Here is a 14090-nt window from a genome sequence, read left to right on the forward strand (position 1 = left end):
TCAACCAATCCGGTCAGCAGGTGCAACGAGTAGCTTAATTTACGCCAGATCCTGTCCAAGAGTCGGGGAGTAGCTCACAAACCTGCAGACTCTCGTTATGAACGAGGGATCCAAGGGGGGCATGTATGAACTGCCTTCCCCTGCAAGTGATTTGTCGATGCGCCGCTGACCCTGCTTCTATGTATTCGGTCTTTCTTAGGGGCCGTTCGAGTTGCCCCTGACCAAGATGGGAAGTCGCGCGTCCTGTGTCTCGTTAGCTCATCGGCACTCAAGGGCCATGCCCCCCGTCAGACTTGCAGGACGCCGATCGGTCGTTGGTCCATCTCCTCCTCGCTCGCAGATTCCTTTGTCCGGTTGCGCGTTTGCCCGACTACAGGCCGCTCATGGCATTCGGCCGATATCTCTCACCCTTCGTCAGAACGGCCCAGGCAATACGTGCCATCTTGTTGGCCATGGCGACCGCCGCGACGTTCACATGCGCTCGCCCCTTCAAAGCGTCTGCCCAAGCCGTTATTGGCGACGTCCTGTCACGCACGAGATGCAGCACCGTTCGAGCTCCGTGGATGAAGAGCTTACGCAAATATCGGTTACCGTGTTTCGAGATGCCGATCAGCTTGGCCTTGCCACCTGTCGTGACCTGCCGCGGCACCAGACCAAGCCATGCGGCAAGATCACGACCTTTGCCAAAAGAGCTGCCGGTGCCGACAGCTGCTACGAGCGCTGTCGCAATCGTCGGACCGATGCCGGGGATCTCCATCAAGCGCTGCATATCGGCATCTGTCCTGGCCAGCGCCTTGATTTCGGTATCGATCGCCGCGACCCGCTCATTGATCACGCCCAGTTCTGACGCCATGTCAGTCACCAGCAGGCGCATTCGCGGGGAAAGATCGGAAGCGCCCTCTGCAGCCAATCTGGCAAGTTCCTTTTGGAAAACGTGGCGCCCAGTGCCAACCCGAATGCCGCGTTCCATCAAGAATCCTCGACCCTGGTTGATCAAGCGCGTCCTGTCCGACACGAGGCGCTCCCGCGCACGGTGCAAAGCCTGAAGGTCGAGCTGTTCTTCCGATTTGATCGCAACGAATGACATCGTGGGGCGCGTCGCGGCTTCGGCAATCGCCTCCGCATCACGGTCGTCATTCTTGTGAACCTTCACATAGGGCCGGACATAGAGCGGCGACATCAACCGAGGCTCATGTCCCTTCTCAAGACAAAAGCGCCCGATGTGATGCGCCCCGCCGCAGGCTTCCATCGCAACCACGCAAGGCGGGAGCGTAGTAAGAAAGTCCAACAGCCGATGCCGCTGGAGCCGTTTGCGAAACACAACCGCTCCCGCTTCATCCAGCCCGGCAAGACTGCAAACGGTCTTGCCCAGATCAATGCCCAGAACCTTGATGTCCATCAGATGCTCCTCTCTCCACCTATGCCCGCCATGGTAGCAACGTTTGGTGGGAAGGCAGTTCATCCCATTAGGTCACGGCAATGAGAGCTGGCGCTACAAGACCCGCGAATGACCGAAGACCCGCTGGCCCGATACGGCTGCGCGGTGTGATAGCTACACCGCATCGGGCCAGCTCTCGTCGTGCCAAAGGGGGTCAATTTTGGGCGCCGATTGGGGGTCAAGATTGCGTGCCGATTGACATGTTCGACTACATCGAGATGTTCTACAATCCAAAGCGCAAGCACGCCCGGAACGGAATGCTGTCGCCCGTCGACTTCGAGCAACAGCAGAAACTGAGACACGAAGGCGTCTAAGAAACGCGGGGCTATTCACTTGCGCATGGGAGACCGCCGGACCGCCGGACAGCAGACACCCCTTGCCTACTTTAGGGGTCTTTGAACGTCTTCACGACCCCTTCGAGAGTTGCCTTCGCGGTTGCGAGCTTCGTAACCTTGTGTTGGAGCTTCTGGCGCTCCGTGAGCAGGCTATCGATGCGTTTCTGCGCTTTCGCGAGCTGCTCGGTCAGCTGCTCCGCCTGCTCGATCGATCCCTCGAGGTCATCCTCCAATGAGGCGATGCGCTTGTCGCGATATTCCATAGAGGCGTTCGCGGCATTGAGTGAGCTTTCGGTGGTCTTTTGCATGTCCCGATGTGCCCGGGCGAGCAGCAGATGAACCTGTGAAGTCAACTCCTCCAAACAGGGCTGAAGTTCCTTGATCATCCCAGTAGGCAACATGGCGAGCAGCCGCCTTTTCTCTTCTTTCTTTTCCCGCTCAAGCAGCCGCTGAAGAACCTTTTTGACGGCTTCCGCGCTCGGGGCTTTGGCGATGCCCGCCGCCTTGAGCCAGTCAGAAACGTTTTTCCCGTTCAAGTCCTGACCATTGAAACGCAGATCAGCGATCGCATCGGCGATGTCGTCATCGGTGTAGTTGGGCTTGCGGCCTGCGGTGCTTTTATCAGTCATGTGAACCTCGGTCTTTATGTAATCATTCGTTGATTGATTTGATGAATGGCATTCAACGAATAGCTGCGTGCGGCGGGCCTCATTGCCCGACCTGACAGGGACATCGTTTCGGTCTGGAAATTCCAAAACCGAATTTTCTTAAAAAGTTGGAGGGGCTTCGGCCCGACGTTTCGCGCTGTCACGCGCCAAGACGCTTCCTTCACGCAGCTGTCGAATTGCAGAGAGGGGCGGCTCACTTTTCCGAAATTCCGGACGAAGCGCGTCTTATGACGCTTCGTCGTATACCGTTGCTCGCGCGACTTTCTTCTCAAGGTCCGCCATCGTGGACTGCCATTCGCGCACGGACGCCGTGACGCGGAAATCGGTCAGGTACGCGCTTTGCGAGTAGCGGTTCGAGTGACCGAGGAGCGCCTGGGCAGCCCAAGCCGCGTCGGGCTCTTCCGTGCGGATCAGGTTTGTGACCAGCGTTCGGATCAAGTGCCCGGAAATCCCGAACTCCTCCTGCAGAAGGGCGCTCGGGTGATACGTGTTAAAACCGTCCTCCGCCAGACTGAGCAGGTTCATGCCATCCAATTCGGCCATGCGGGCCTGGATCTGCCACGAAGGACGATCAGCCAGAACATGGGCGTCGAGAAGGCGGGCCGTGAAGGGCCAGAGTGCACCCAATTCCTTTTTGCGTCGTGTCTTCGCCTGCCGGAAATCCACTTCCCAAGTGCCGTCAGGCAATCGCGAGATTTCGCGGCCAATCCGAAACCGCGACAAGTCTCCCTGCCGATCGGATCCGTTCACGAGAAGCGCGAAGATGACGGACTTGCGCCTGAGCCGTTCGGCTTGGGCACTGTCTCCTCGACAAGACGTCGCGGCCTCGGAAAGTCGCGCGGCGGCATGCAGAATGTCAGCGAGGTCGAACGCCTTCAGAAAGCCCTGAACCTTCGCGCGTTTGCCTTCCGGCTGATCTTCCGTTTCAGCTCGCAACTGCCCGCGGATATCCGCGAACGCTTCTGCGGCGGCCCGGTCGAAGAGCCGGCCGCGATAGGCGAAGCCTTCCACGCGCTCAAAATAATCCGTGGCCGAACGAGGGCTGATACCTCTTTCGACGAGCAGATAGCGCAGGAATACTTCGGCGAGATCGGGGCAGAAGGCGTCACCGAGCGCGATGCCGTGCGCGGCAGCCCAGGCCCGGGCGGTTTCGCAGGTTCCGATGGCGACGACGACGGACGCGCGCGACTTTTCCCGAAGCGGCTTGTAGACCGTCTCACCGCGGCGAACGACCCGGTCGAGAAGAGGGAGGGCCTCGCGCCAAGGCGCTGGCCATTGCTCGGGCAATGCGGCGATCCGGGTGGATCGCCGAGGTTTCTTCGGTTTGCTGCCGTAGGTCGAGTTCAACCAGCGATCCCAGCTTTTCGTCACGTCTCGGGCCGGGGCAAGCGGCACGGTGGGATCAAACCGCGCAAGGGCCGACATCAAGGTCCGGTAGCTCGTCCGGCTGCTCGCTGCCGCCTCGAAGTCTTCGCGGTTTGCAGTTTCGGGCGTTCGGCCCCCCGCGGCGAGGGCGCCGTAGAAGCGCTCGAGTGCGGCGGGTGCGCCGCGCCCCTTGAGCGTGCCCTCAACGACTGCCTCCGCAACCGCGTGGGCGACAGGGCGGGGCACGGTCTTCATTCGCGCAAGCAATCGTGCGACGCGCTCGGCGCGCGAGAAAGGTTGATGAGCCATGAGGCCTCCTCAGGAAAGTTGGAGTGTCGGGTCGAGGCGCTGGATCACTTCGGCAAAGAGACGCGACGCTTCGCGTCCGGCTCCACGCGCGTAAAATGCCTGCACCGTGTCGTTTTTGTCGCCCAGCAGGTCTGCAACGACGCCGTAGGCGCCGGGGTTCTGCGCAATATAGAGCGTCGCGCCGACATGCCGCATCAGGTGCGGATTGAGGCCGATCACGCCAATGCGCGACATCCCCCGATTCCAAAACTTGTTGAATGTGCCTCGCGAGATCGGCGCGTCGCTATTGATACCCGGGAAGAGGTAAGGATTGAGATCGGGATCGATGTCATGGCTCGCACACCACTTGTCGCGCCCTTCCTCGATCCAGAGCGCGAGCGTCTTCCACTGAACTGCCGGCACCTCGTGGAAAATGTCGCGATTGTTTTTCACACGCGTCCGGGCAATGTCGATCATCGCCAAAGATCCCTTGCGACGCGGGAGACAGAGCTCGGCGCCTTGCCCGCTTATTGTCAGCTCGTGGATATTGCGCGTCCGCAGAGGTCGCGAAAGCTGGAGCGCCATCGCTGCCGAGGCCATCGCCAAATGCAGCGCCTCGGTCTGGGCGTGCGCCCCCAATTTGTCCCACCCATCAAGTCCGCGTCGCGCTTCGCGTGCCAGAACGCGCGGACCTGTTAGGATGGTTTGAACCACTGCGGGGTTGTGATCCAGGATCTTTAGGAACGCCGCGCGTTCTGCCGCCATCTCGTTCGCATAATCACTGTGGACGGTGTCGGAGAACCGCAAATCCGCGATCGCATCGAGCACGCCGTCACCGAGGCCATTGCGCTTCGAGAGCGTATCGAGGGTTGCAAGCCATGAATGCGTCGATGAGGTTTCGTTGGCGCCCTTGAGAGTTTTGCTTTGTTTCGTTCTCTCCGCGTATTTTGCGGTCGCCATTTTGACATTCTTGGAGGTCAGAAGGTCTTCGAGCCGAGTGACGTCAGGGGGCAGTGTGCGGTCCTCCCATGTGTGCCGGATCAGCCAGGACAGAGCCTGACGATGGTTCTTGCGGCGGTTTTCAGGGTTGCGGATCTTACGCTTGTTTTTGCTCCGCCGCGGCAGCGGGTCTGCGCCGAGTTTGCCCCCGAAACGATCGCGCTGCGGCCGCTCTCCATTCACAGCCCGGTCGATCGCCGCGTCGCAGGATGCGACCAGGGATGCGGGGAGCGCCGTCCAGTCGAACGGTGCGTCCCGCAGTCCCGGAAGGGGCCCCACGGGCGATGCCGGGAGCAGGGCGGCGATCTCTTCATGCCGGTCCTTTTGGGTGATCATCTTGTCGAGGAGCTTGATCGAACGTCGGAAGGACGCAGTTTTGTCAGAAGGAATGCACGAGAGTGCTTCGGTGGCCGCACCGGTATCGAGTTCTGCGGGAAAAACATGCCCGACGCGCGCCCGCAGATTTGCGAGCGATACATCTGCCATTCCGGGCAGCAGTTTTTTCCCATCGGGCCCCGGACGGTTCTGCACGCGCTTCGCGTAATTGATTAACTGGTCCCATGCGAGGCGCGCATCGGGAGCGACAGGCGCCTCAGCGGTCGCCTCCTGCGCTTTCCGGATCGCGGCGCTGATTTTTCCCACCCATGTATGGAAAGCGCGCTCTGCCGCCTCCGGCGTCCCGGCCCGAACCTCCCCGGCCCAGACGATATGTCGGGCGATCTCGGTCCAGGCGACGTCATCCGCGGGGATCTGTTTGAGGGTCCGGCCGGTCAGCTTTTCGACGCGGCGAAACGCTGCGCCGTAAGCCTGTGCCGAGGACGCGGAGTAGAGATTGGGTAGGGCGAGGTAGATATCATTGAGAGTCATTATTTCATCCGTGCTGGTAAGATTTCATCTGCTGAGTGGCGCGTTCATTCGGACCAAGATGAATGAGACCCTCACGCAGATTTGGCCCATGAAGTTCACGGGGTGTTTGGTTCAAAGGGGTCGAAAACCCGTTCAAATGGCGGTTTTCCCGTTCAGGAGCGGTGGCGGCGATCACAGCCATGAGCACAGCCAGCGATCGATCTCAGCGGCGACGAAACGGATGCGTGTGCCAATCCTGCGGCAGGGCAGGGTGCCTTCCCGCGCCTTGGCGATGAGCGTCGATGGTCGGTAGGGCCCGCGCATCGCCGCCTGCTCGGGGGTCAGCAATCGCTTTCGATAGGCGGCTTCCAGTCCCGCTGGCGGCTGCCCGCCCTCGAACGCCCAGATCGTCTCCCACGAATAGCCCCTGCGCCGGCCCTCGCGGACCGGGATCAGGAGCCCGTCTTTTTCGGCGCGCCAGAGCGTCGCATCGCTCCCTGCCTGCCAGCGGCGAAGCAGGTCGGCGGCACTCAGGAGGGTTGAGGCGTGATCGACGTCAGAGGTTTTGGAGCGTTTCGGCATCGGCATTTCCTTTCGTTGGAAGGGAGAGAGGGAAATCGCCGTTCAAATCCAAATTTTCGCGTTCAGAATTTTCGTGGAGTGGCCGGGTAGGGGGTGCGGGTGCGGTGCTCGGGACTTTTCGGGCTGCTGCGGAATTCCAGTCGCGGCCCTGCCCTATGGTTCCCCCTGTCGCGGGCACGGACCTGTCCGGACCTTGTGAATCGAGAAGAGGTGGAAGCGTCCCGTCCTTCTTGCGCTTGTAGTAAGTGGTTCGACTTAGGCCGTATTCTTTCCAGATCTCGCGGCGTGAGGCGCTGTTCTGTGCGAGATATTCCGCTCGCGTTTGTGCCCCATTCTGCGCCCGCCGTGTCCGTTCAGCCGCAGCCTTCCGGCGTCGACGCTCTTGCGCAGTTATGATCTGGCGCAGGCCGAGGGCGCGTGCGTCCTCTCCTGAAATTCCGAGACGTTCTGCGATTGTCCCTCCAGAATAGTGATAGCGGCCATCTTTGAGTGGGGTCGCTCCACGCTCTCGTGCGGCCTGCTTTTCCGCGCTGCGAATTATCGCCGCGACTTCTTGCGCTGGCAGATCAGGTGTCGCGAGCTGAGCCATCGCTTCGATTTTCTGCGCGAGTTCAGTCTCTCGGGGATCATGCGTCAGCGAAGTCGCGTAGAGATGCACCCAGGCGTTCCGCATGCCCTCCGGAAGCTGCCCGCCGTGCGCAACGCGGATAGCTTCGAGGTCATCGCGGATCTGACGAAAACGTGCCGCCGGGGGGAGGCCGAAAGGCATCTCGCGTGGATTTATGTTCGGGCGTCGCTTCGCGCGTTTTTCTGCGCGAAGCAATTGAAATTCAGTGCGGGTGGGCAGGCCCGCAGCTTGGAAGATCTCGTCGGAGAGCGCATCGAAGTCATGCCGTGCGGCGCTTCCGCCGGAGACGCGCACCCGCCGCCCGGACTTTTCGTTGATACTGCCAGGAAGCCGAAACACGCGCGCTGCTTCCTGGCTTGCGCGATCAACTCCAAACCTTGCGAACATGTCCCCGAGTGCGCGCGTCGTCGATTGCCAGCGAGGCAAAGCTTGGGGCGGCATTTCATCGATGAGCCAGATCAGGGCAGAGCCGCGTCCGCTCCGCAGCACCACGGAGGGCGCGGGAAGGTTGGAGGCGCAGACGTGACGCAGGATTGCTGCTTCGACCCCGTCCGGGCTCTGCCCGCGCCATTCATCCGTCTTGTGCCAGTCTAGATCTACGTAGAGCGCGTTCAGAGACTTGAGCTGTTCGGTGTTCCCCCGTTTCCAGAATCGGTTCATCGAGAGATATGCCCGATCGTCGAGTAAGCCGGACACGCCGAGCTTTAAGTCGCTGGCAGTGAGGCATAGGGACTGCGATTCTTCGCCTTCGAACCAGAGGATCGAAGGTCGGCCGTGGCAGTGACGCGGGTGGAGGAGATCAACATATGCTTCTGCAGAGAGATTTTCGATCGAGGACGGGGCGGGGCGTGTGTCGAGACTTTGCATCGACGGGACATGGATCGGTCGATGCGGCGCGGAAGCGATCGGTTTGAAACCTCGGGAAGACGCGGATGGCGCCGCGCGCGACTCCCCTTTCGCGAGCCTCAAAAAAGCTTGCCCGCATCAAACAGAGGCTTCAAAAATGACGCTCGATGGCGACGTCTCGCGGTGACCGGATATCCCGAACAGCGGATGGTGTCGGAAGGCCGCGACTGGATGCGTCGGTGTGCGCAGCCAGTGCCTGGGTGCCGACGCCGAGAAACTCATGCATCCAAGCCGATCGCGCAGTTTCCAACGGCTGCGTTTTCTTAGCGAGCCTTGAAAAGGTAATGGATTGGCATTACCTTTCCGTGTAACCCTTCTTTAGGAGCACTGACATGAGCGACGTGCAAGCCCCCCGCTTCGAAGCGACCCTGACAGACAAGTATCAGAACACCGTCCCGGCCGCGGTGCGAAAGGCGCTGCATCTCAGCAAACGCGACAAGATTGCCTATGTCATTCGGGGTGGCCGGGTTACACTGGAAAAGGCCGAGCCTCAGGACGACCAGGTCGATCCGGCAGTTCAGGCCTTCCTTGGCTTCCTCGAGCGCGAGATGGTCAACAACCCACAGCGCCTGAAGCCTTTCGGCGGTGCAACCAGCCGCCGCGCCGCCGAACTGGTCGAAGGCATGGACGTCGACCTAGACGCGCCGCTCGACGACGAATGACCGAAGGCCAGATTCCCGGTGCGCTGGTCGTCAACGGCTGGACCCTTCTGCAGGATCCAGCCTTCGCAGAGGGGTACGAGAATCTCGTCGCGACGGTCGAGGGACTCCGGGAGAAACATCCTGAGACCTACCAGAAAAAGGCCCCGACAAAGATCCTGGCGGCCATCGAGAAGCTGACCAAGGAGGTCATTCCCGCGGACCCTACCTCTTCTGCCTTTGACTTGGGGAACACCATCGGGTCGGAACACCGCGCCTGGAAGCGAGCGAAGTTCCTGCAGCAGTTCCGCCTCTTCTTCCGCTATGACACGAAGTCCAAGATCATCATCTATGGCTGGGTGAACGACGAAAACACCAAGAGAGCCTACGGCAGCAAGACCGACGCCTACAGGGGCTTCCAGAAGCGCCTTGCGGCGGGAGATCCTCCGACCGCCTGTAGTGATTTGATCAAGCGCGCCGCGCCGGGCGATGAGCAATGACGCCGAGGACCAACTGCTCGAGGGCGGAATGTGCCCTGAGTACAGCAAAAACGCCGGTAATATATATTATGTAAATTATGGATGCGATTGCTGAAGCACGTTGCCGATCTAATTTCGCCTTGGGAGACCGCAAATGCCACTCGTAAGCAAGCGAGTTCGATCTCTATGGGACGCTGAGTTGTGTCGCAAACTTGCATTTAGCAGAGTCAGGCTGACCGGCGAGCACACTTATGCTGCCAGTGCCGCGAAGGTCTCGAAAGCGTTGGCGCTTTTAGATGGGTATTGTAGAACGCTCACTTCGTGACCCATCGATTTTTGAGGTGCGCAGCTTTACACCCATGGCACACCTGACTGACCTACCACGGGATTTTTCCTCCACCATCGATTAGAGTCCGACCCAACTTGAGGACGGACAATGAAGCGAACGAGATTCACGGACGAGCAGATCATCGGCATCCTGGCCGAACACGAGGCAGGCGCGAAGTGCGCGGACTTGTGCCGCAAGCACGGCATGTCGGAAGGGACCTTCTATAACTGGAAGGCGAAGTTCGGCGGCATGACGGTGCCGGAGGCAAAGCGGCTGAAGACGCTCGAAGACGAGAACGCCAAGCTGAAGAAGCTGCTGGCCGAGCAGATGCTGGACCTGGCGGCGATGAAGGAACTGGTTTCAAAAAAGTGGTAACGCCTGCCTTGAAGCGCGAGGCGGTCGCGCATCTGAAGGCCCAGTTCGGGCTCTCGGAACGGCGGGCGTGCCGGATTGCCGGGGCGGATCGCAAGATGGTCCGCTACCAGACGCAGCGTGCGCCGGACACGGTGCTGCGCGGGCGGTTGCGGGAGCTGGCCAACGAGCGTCGGCGGTTCGGCTATCGGCGGCTCTTCGTGCTGCTGCGGCGCGAGGGAGAAGCCTCGGGGATCAACCGGATCTACCGGCTCTACCGCGAAGAAGGCCTGACGGTGCGCAAACGAAAGGCACGGCGCAAGGCTGTCGGGACGCGAGCCCCGATCCTGGTCGAGGCGCGGCCCAATGCGCGATGGTCGTTGGATTTCGTTCACGACCAGTTCGCCAACGGTCAGCGTTTCCGGGTGCTCAACGTGGTCGACGATGTCACCCGGGAGTGCCTCGCGGCGATCCCGGACACCTCGATCTCGGGGCGCCGTGTGGCTCGTGAACTGACTGCCCTGATCGAGCGCCGCGGAAAGCCGGGGATGATCGTCTCTGACAACGGCACCGAACTGACCAGTAACGCAATCTTAACCTTCGCTACCGCGCACCGGATCGAGTGGCACTACATCGCCCCGGGCAAGCCGATGCAGAACGGCTTCGTGGAGAGCTTCAACGGGCGGATGCGGGACGAGCTGCTCAACGAGACCATGTTCCGAAACCTGGCCCACGCGCGGATCGTGATCGCCGCCTGGGCTGCCGACTACAATACCGAACGCCCGCACTCGGCCTTGGACTACCAGACACCGGCTGACTACGCGCGGGCCCTGACCACCGCAATCGCCCGCCCCGCTGCGCGAGATGATAGCTCCGCGCGTCGGGCGATTGCTCAACCTGCGCCGATCGGCGTAAACACCAACCGGGCTCCGGTCGCGGCTGGATGAAAGTTCAGTGGCAGATCATGTCGGACGAAGTGCTCCAGAGCCCCTGCTCGACGAGATGAACGACGCGCAGCGCTGAGTGTGCGGTCGACCTTCCCTAGCCCGCGAGCGTTTGGGAACCGTCATTCACATGCGTTGATTCTTGTGCGGCTGGCGGCCCCCTGCCCTACCCGAGATCCGCCAGCCGCTTGGCCGTGTCCGGCATCCGGGCAAGCGTCGCCTCCAGCCGGGTGCGCCAGCGTGGGCCGCGGGACTGGGCCTCATCCCAGGCATCTGCCAGCTCGTCGGGGCGGTCTTGCGCCAGCACCTCGATCAGGAAGGCGGCCTGTGCGCGGTCCTTCGCGGATTTGCCTCGATCGGGTCCCTCGCGGCGGCGGTCGGCCACGATGAGTTTGTGGATCGCGAAGCGCTCGGGGCGCGGGATCTGCACCAAGACGCCCGAGCGGTAGAGCGCCACCGCCGGGATCGGCTCCGCGATCAGGTAGTTTAGATAGTTCAGCGCCTGCGCGGAGACGCCGAGCGCGGGAAGCGGCTTCACCGTCTCGTCGCCGAAGGCGGGCGTCAGAAACTCCACCATCACCTCCGACCGGCTTTGCCGCCATTTCCAGACCTGCCGGTCCTGAAGCCCCGGAACAGGGTCGAATTTTAGCGCTGATAGTATCTCGCCCGGGTCTTCTTCGACCTTGTCCTGCAGCGCGACCGAAAGGCGTTGGAAGCTCGCGAGGTCGATATCGCCGGTCTGGGCCAGCGTCTCGGTATCCATCCGCACCCCCAGCTCGCCCTGATAGAGCGCGAAAGCCGCGGTGCCGATCAGCGTGCCGCCAAGCCGGAACATCCCTGCCCGCGCGAAGGCGAGAAACAGCGAGCCTGTTTCGCGGTCGGTGGCGATATAGCCCTCGGCGCGCAGGATCCGGGTCAGCCGCGTCATGCGCTGTCGGCGCGCCTGCGCATCGGCTTTCAGCGCCGTCGTCCGCGCCAACCGATCACGCAGCTCCGGACTGTCCTCGCCAAGATAACGGCTGCGCGTCTCGGTTCCGATCCGCAGCCGCTCGTAAAGATAGGTCCGGTCGCCGCGCCGCCGCTCCTCGATCGCGCCGGTCACTTCGGCAGCGCGCTCGTCGAGATGCAGGCGCAGCAGGTCCTGATAAGCCGTCTGCGCGGTCTGGCTATGCGAGATGATGTCCATTGCGGCCTCATGTGCGACAAGTTTAAGTTTGTCGCACATTGGGACGTGTGCGACAAGTTATAATTTGTCGCACACGTTTCTCGCAGGAGCGGCGCGTCAGTGATCCGCGGTCCCGATCGTGTCCAATACCGCGCAGGCCTCATCGGGCAAATCCAAACTCGCGGCGGCGAGGTTTTCCTCCAGATGGGCGACCGAGGAGGTGCCTGGGATCAACAGGATGTTGGGCGACCGCTGCAGAAGCCACGCCAGCGCCACCTGCATCGGCGTCGCGCCAAGGTCGCGCGCCACATCGGACAGTGCCTGCGATTGCAACGGAGAGAACCCGCCAAGCGGGAAAAACGGGACATAGGCGATCCCGTCCGCCGCGAGCGCATCGATCAACGCGTCGTCGTCGCGATGCGCGAGGTTGTAGAGGTTCTGCACACAGACGATTTCGGCGAGGCTGCGACCTTCTTCCACCTGCTTCGCAGTGACGTTGCTCAGGCCGATATGCCCGACCAGCCCCTGCTGCTGCAGCCGCGTGAGCGCTGTCAGAGGCTCCGCGATCGAGCCTTCGGTCGGTCCCTCCCCGAACATGGCCCGCAGGTTGACCACGTCGATCTTCTCGCGGCCGAGGTTGCGAAGATTGTCGTGGATCGCCCTCTCGAGATCGTCGGCGGACATCGCCGGGTTCCACGAGGCATCCGCGCCGCGCCGCGCGCCGATCTTGGTCACGATCGTCAAATCGTCGGGGTAAGGCGCGAGGGCCTCGCGGATGATCCGGTTGGTTACATGGGGGCCGTAGAAGTCGCTGGTGTCGATATGGTCGACGCCGCTCTCGATGGCCTTGCGCAGCACTGCGAGCGCGGCCTCGTGGTCTTTCGGCGGGCCGAAAACATGCGGACCGGCGAGCTGCATCGCACCGTATCCCATTCGGTTCACGGAGATGTCCGTGCCGGGAAAGGTAAATGTGCCGCCAAGATGGGGTTGGGCTGTCATGCGCTGTCTCCTTTTTCCTAAGGCGAAGGTAGACTTCCGTGTATTGTTCGATAAGGCAGTGATATCTGCACGGCTTGCGCGGGAAAGGCGAACAATGGACGAGATGCGGGATCTCCGGCTTTTCATCGCCGCCGCGCGGCATGGCGGATTTCGGGGCGCGGCGCGGGCGACTTCGGTTCCGGCGTCCACCGTGAGCGAGGCGGTCCGCCGACTGGAAGACAAGCTTGGAACGCGATTGCTCAATCGGACGACCCGCAGCGTTGCGCTTACAGTGGCGGGGACTGAACTGATGAACCGGGTCGTCCCCGTGCTCGACGAGCTCGAGACCGCGCTCGACTCCGTCGCGGGCTACGGTCGCGGCCCGAGCGGCATATTGCGACTGAATGTCCCGGGTGCAGTCACCCGGACGATCCTGCCGCCGATCATCTCGGAGTTTCTTGCCGCGCATCCCACAGTCAGTGTCGACATCACGGTTGATGACGGGCTCGTCGATATTCTGTCGCAGGGCGCGGATGCGGGGATCCGCTATGGCGAGACGCTGGCGCAGGATGCGATCGCTGTGCCGATCGGGCCGCGCCGCCAGCGCATCGCCACCGCCGCCTCGCCCGAATATCTGGCGCGGCGGGGACGCCCGTCTCATCCGCGCGACCTGCTCGAACACGCCTGCATCCGCACCCGGTTTCCGGGCGGTGCGCTGACGGAGTGGACCTTCGAGACCGAGACGGAAAGCCTCACCATCGACCCCAGCGGTCCCCTGACAATCAGCACGCAGGCCGCCGAATTCGCCATCAAGACGGCAATCGACGGGCTGGGCGTGGTTACGACATTCGAAGACTGGGTGCGTCCCGCGATGGAGGCGGGACATCTCGCGCCGGTGCTGGAAGACTGGTGGCCTGACTTCGAGGGGCCGTTTCTTTACTATTCAAGCCGTCGACATATGCCGCCCTCGCTCCGCGCCTTCGTGGATTTCATCAAGGCGCGGCCGCGTTTGACGGGGTAAGTTGATCGGGTGGTGCGCATGAGTGGCGCAGTGGGTGGCTGCTGCACTGCGTCGAAATATGTGGGATCGGTCTGGCCGCTGATGAAGAACAGCCTCGCATGGAGCTGCGCGGGTAAGAGCCGTCAGATGCG

12 protein-coding genes and 1 pseudogene are annotated in these 14090 nt (G+C 61.8%); 5 read left to right on the forward strand and 8 right to left on the reverse strand.

The window, feature by feature from the left end:
- Nucleotides 1-370: 370 nt before the first annotated feature.
- Nucleotides 371-1399 carry an IS110 family transposase gene (locus tag BMI89_RS18860; protein ID WP_078572365.1) on the reverse strand — a complete coding sequence of 343 codons (1029 nt, stop codon included), beginning with the start codon at nt 1397-1399 and terminating at the stop codon, nt 371-373.
- A gap of 236 nt (nt 1400-1635) precedes the next feature.
- Here BMI89_RS18860 and BMI89_RS20680 point away from each other — a divergent pair.
- A pseudogene (locus tag BMI89_RS20680) lies at nt 1636-1752 on the forward strand (IS3 family transposase); the annotation flags it as partial.
- A 71-nt stretch (nt 1753-1823) separates the two neighbouring features.
- Here BMI89_RS20680 and BMI89_RS18865 read toward each other — a convergent pair.
- From BMI89_RS18865 to BMI89_RS20685, 5 genes are all read right to left on the reverse strand, one after another.
- The gene (locus BMI89_RS18865) at nt 1824-2402 is read right to left on the reverse strand and encodes a hypothetical protein (protein ID WP_078572366.1); all 579 of its coding nucleotides are present in this window, start codon (nt 2400-2402) and stop codon (nt 1824-1826) included.
- Between the two features lie 264 nt (nt 2403-2666).
- A complete protein-coding gene (locus BMI89_RS18870; RefSeq protein ID WP_078572367.1) occupies nt 2667-4115 on the reverse strand; it encodes a hypothetical protein in 1449 nt (482 codons plus the stop codon).
- 9 nt (nt 4116-4124) lie between these two features.
- On the reverse strand, nt 4125-5960 hold the full coding sequence (locus tag BMI89_RS18875; protein WP_078572368.1) for a site-specific integrase: 1836 nt from the start codon (nt 5958-5960) through the stop codon (nt 4125-4127).
- A gap of 171 nt (nt 5961-6131) precedes the next feature.
- On the reverse strand, nt 6132-6521 hold the full coding sequence (locus tag BMI89_RS18880) for a helix-turn-helix domain-containing protein (RefSeq protein ID WP_078572369.1): 390 nt from the start codon (nt 6519-6521) through the stop codon (nt 6132-6134).
- On the reverse strand, nt 6496-8016 hold the full coding sequence (locus BMI89_RS20685; RefSeq protein WP_143593953.1) for a hypothetical protein: 1521 nt from the start codon (nt 8014-8016) through the stop codon (nt 6496-6498). Before BMI89_RS20685 ends, BMI89_RS18880 begins: the two co-directional genes overlap by 26 nt.
- 371 nt (nt 8017-8387) lie before the next feature.
- Here BMI89_RS20685 and BMI89_RS18890 point away from each other — a divergent pair, with 371 nt between their 5' ends.
- The 3 genes from BMI89_RS18890 (at nt 8388) to BMI89_RS18900 (ending at nt 10798) form a co-directional block, all read left to right on the forward strand.
- Nucleotides 8388-8717, forward strand: coding sequence for a type II toxin-antitoxin system PrlF family antitoxin (locus tag BMI89_RS18890; RefSeq protein WP_078572371.1), 330 nt, complete (start codon nt 8388-8390; stop codon nt 8715-8717).
- On the forward strand, nt 8714-9193 hold the full coding sequence (locus BMI89_RS18895) for a type II toxin-antitoxin system YhaV family toxin (protein WP_078572372.1): 480 nt from the start codon (nt 8714-8716) through the stop codon (nt 9191-9193). The genes BMI89_RS18890 and BMI89_RS18895 overlap by 4 nt, the downstream gene beginning before the upstream one ends.
- A 415-nt stretch (nt 9194-9608) precedes the next feature.
- A protein-coding gene (locus BMI89_RS18900) for an IS3 family transposase (RefSeq protein WP_143593954.1) occupies nt 9609-10798 on the forward strand; the annotation gives its coding sequence in 2 pieces (ribosomal slippage) (nt 9609-9861 and nt 9861-10798; 1191 coding nt in all).
- Between the two features lie 163 nt (nt 10799-10961).
- Here the strand turns inward: BMI89_RS18900 and BMI89_RS18905 are convergent.
- Both BMI89_RS18905 and BMI89_RS18910 read right to left on the reverse strand, forming a co-directional pair.
- Complete coding sequence (locus tag BMI89_RS18905; RefSeq protein ID WP_078572373.1) at nt 10962-11981, reverse strand: GSU2403 family nucleotidyltransferase fold protein; 1020 nt, start codon at nt 11979-11981, stop codon at nt 10962-10964.
- A 96-nt stretch (nt 11982-12077) separates the two neighbouring features.
- Nucleotides 12078-12959 (reverse strand): aldo/keto reductase family oxidoreductase, encoded by an 882-nt coding sequence (locus tag BMI89_RS18910; protein WP_078572374.1) that lies wholly within the window; start codon nt 12957-12959, stop codon nt 12078-12080.
- A 94-nt stretch (nt 12960-13053) separates the two neighbouring features.
- On the opposite strand from BMI89_RS18910, the gene BMI89_RS18915 reads away from it, so the two are divergent.
- Complete coding sequence (locus BMI89_RS18915) at nt 13054-13959, forward strand: LysR family transcriptional regulator (protein WP_078572375.1); 906 nt, start codon at nt 13054-13056, stop codon at nt 13957-13959.
- The last annotated feature ends 131 nt before the right edge of the window (nt 13960-14090 follow it).

The organism is Thioclava sp. F36-7, assembly GCF_002020075.1.
Classification (GTDB): domain Bacteria; phylum Pseudomonadota; class Alphaproteobacteria; order Rhodobacterales; family Rhodobacteraceae; genus Thioclava; species Thioclava sediminum.

Coding starts and splice junctions, on each gene's coding strand:
- BMI89_RS18910 (WP_078572374.1), bottom strand. CDS start 12,959: ATGACAGCCCAACCCCATCTTGGCGGCACATTTACCTTTCCCGGCACG.
- BMI89_RS18875 (WP_078572368.1), bottom strand. CDS start 5,960: ATGACTCTCAATGATATCTACCTCGCCCTACCCAATCTCTACTCCGCG.
- BMI89_RS18870 (WP_078572367.1), bottom strand. CDS start 4,115: ATGGCTCATCAACCTTTCTCGCGCGCCGAGCGCGTCGCACGATTGCTT.
- BMI89_RS20685 (WP_143593953.1), bottom strand. CDS start 8,016: ATGCAAAGTCTCGACACACGCCCCGCCCCGTCCTCGATCGAAAATCTC.
- BMI89_RS18890 (WP_078572371.1), top strand. CDS start 8,388: ATGAGCGACGTGCAAGCCCCCCGCTTCGAAGCGACCCTGACAGACAAG.
- BMI89_RS18880 (WP_078572369.1), bottom strand. CDS start 6,521: ATGCCGAAACGCTCCAAAACCTCTGACGTCGATCACGCCTCAACCCTC.
- BMI89_RS18895 (WP_078572372.1), top strand. CDS start 8,714: ATGACCGAAGGCCAGATTCCCGGTGCGCTGGTCGTCAACGGCTGGACC.
- BMI89_RS18865 (WP_078572366.1), bottom strand. CDS start 2,402: ATGACTGATAAAAGCACCGCAGGCCGCAAGCCCAACTACACCGATGAC.
- BMI89_RS18915 (WP_078572375.1), top strand. CDS start 13,054: ATGGACGAGATGCGGGATCTCCGGCTTTTCATCGCCGCCGCGCGGCAT.
- BMI89_RS18860 (WP_078572365.1), bottom strand. CDS start 1,399: ATGGACATCAAGGTTCTGGGCATTGATCTGGGCAAGACCGTTTGCAGT.
- BMI89_RS18905 (WP_078572373.1), bottom strand. CDS start 11,981: ATGGACATCATCTCGCATAGCCAGACCGCGCAGACGGCTTATCAGGAC.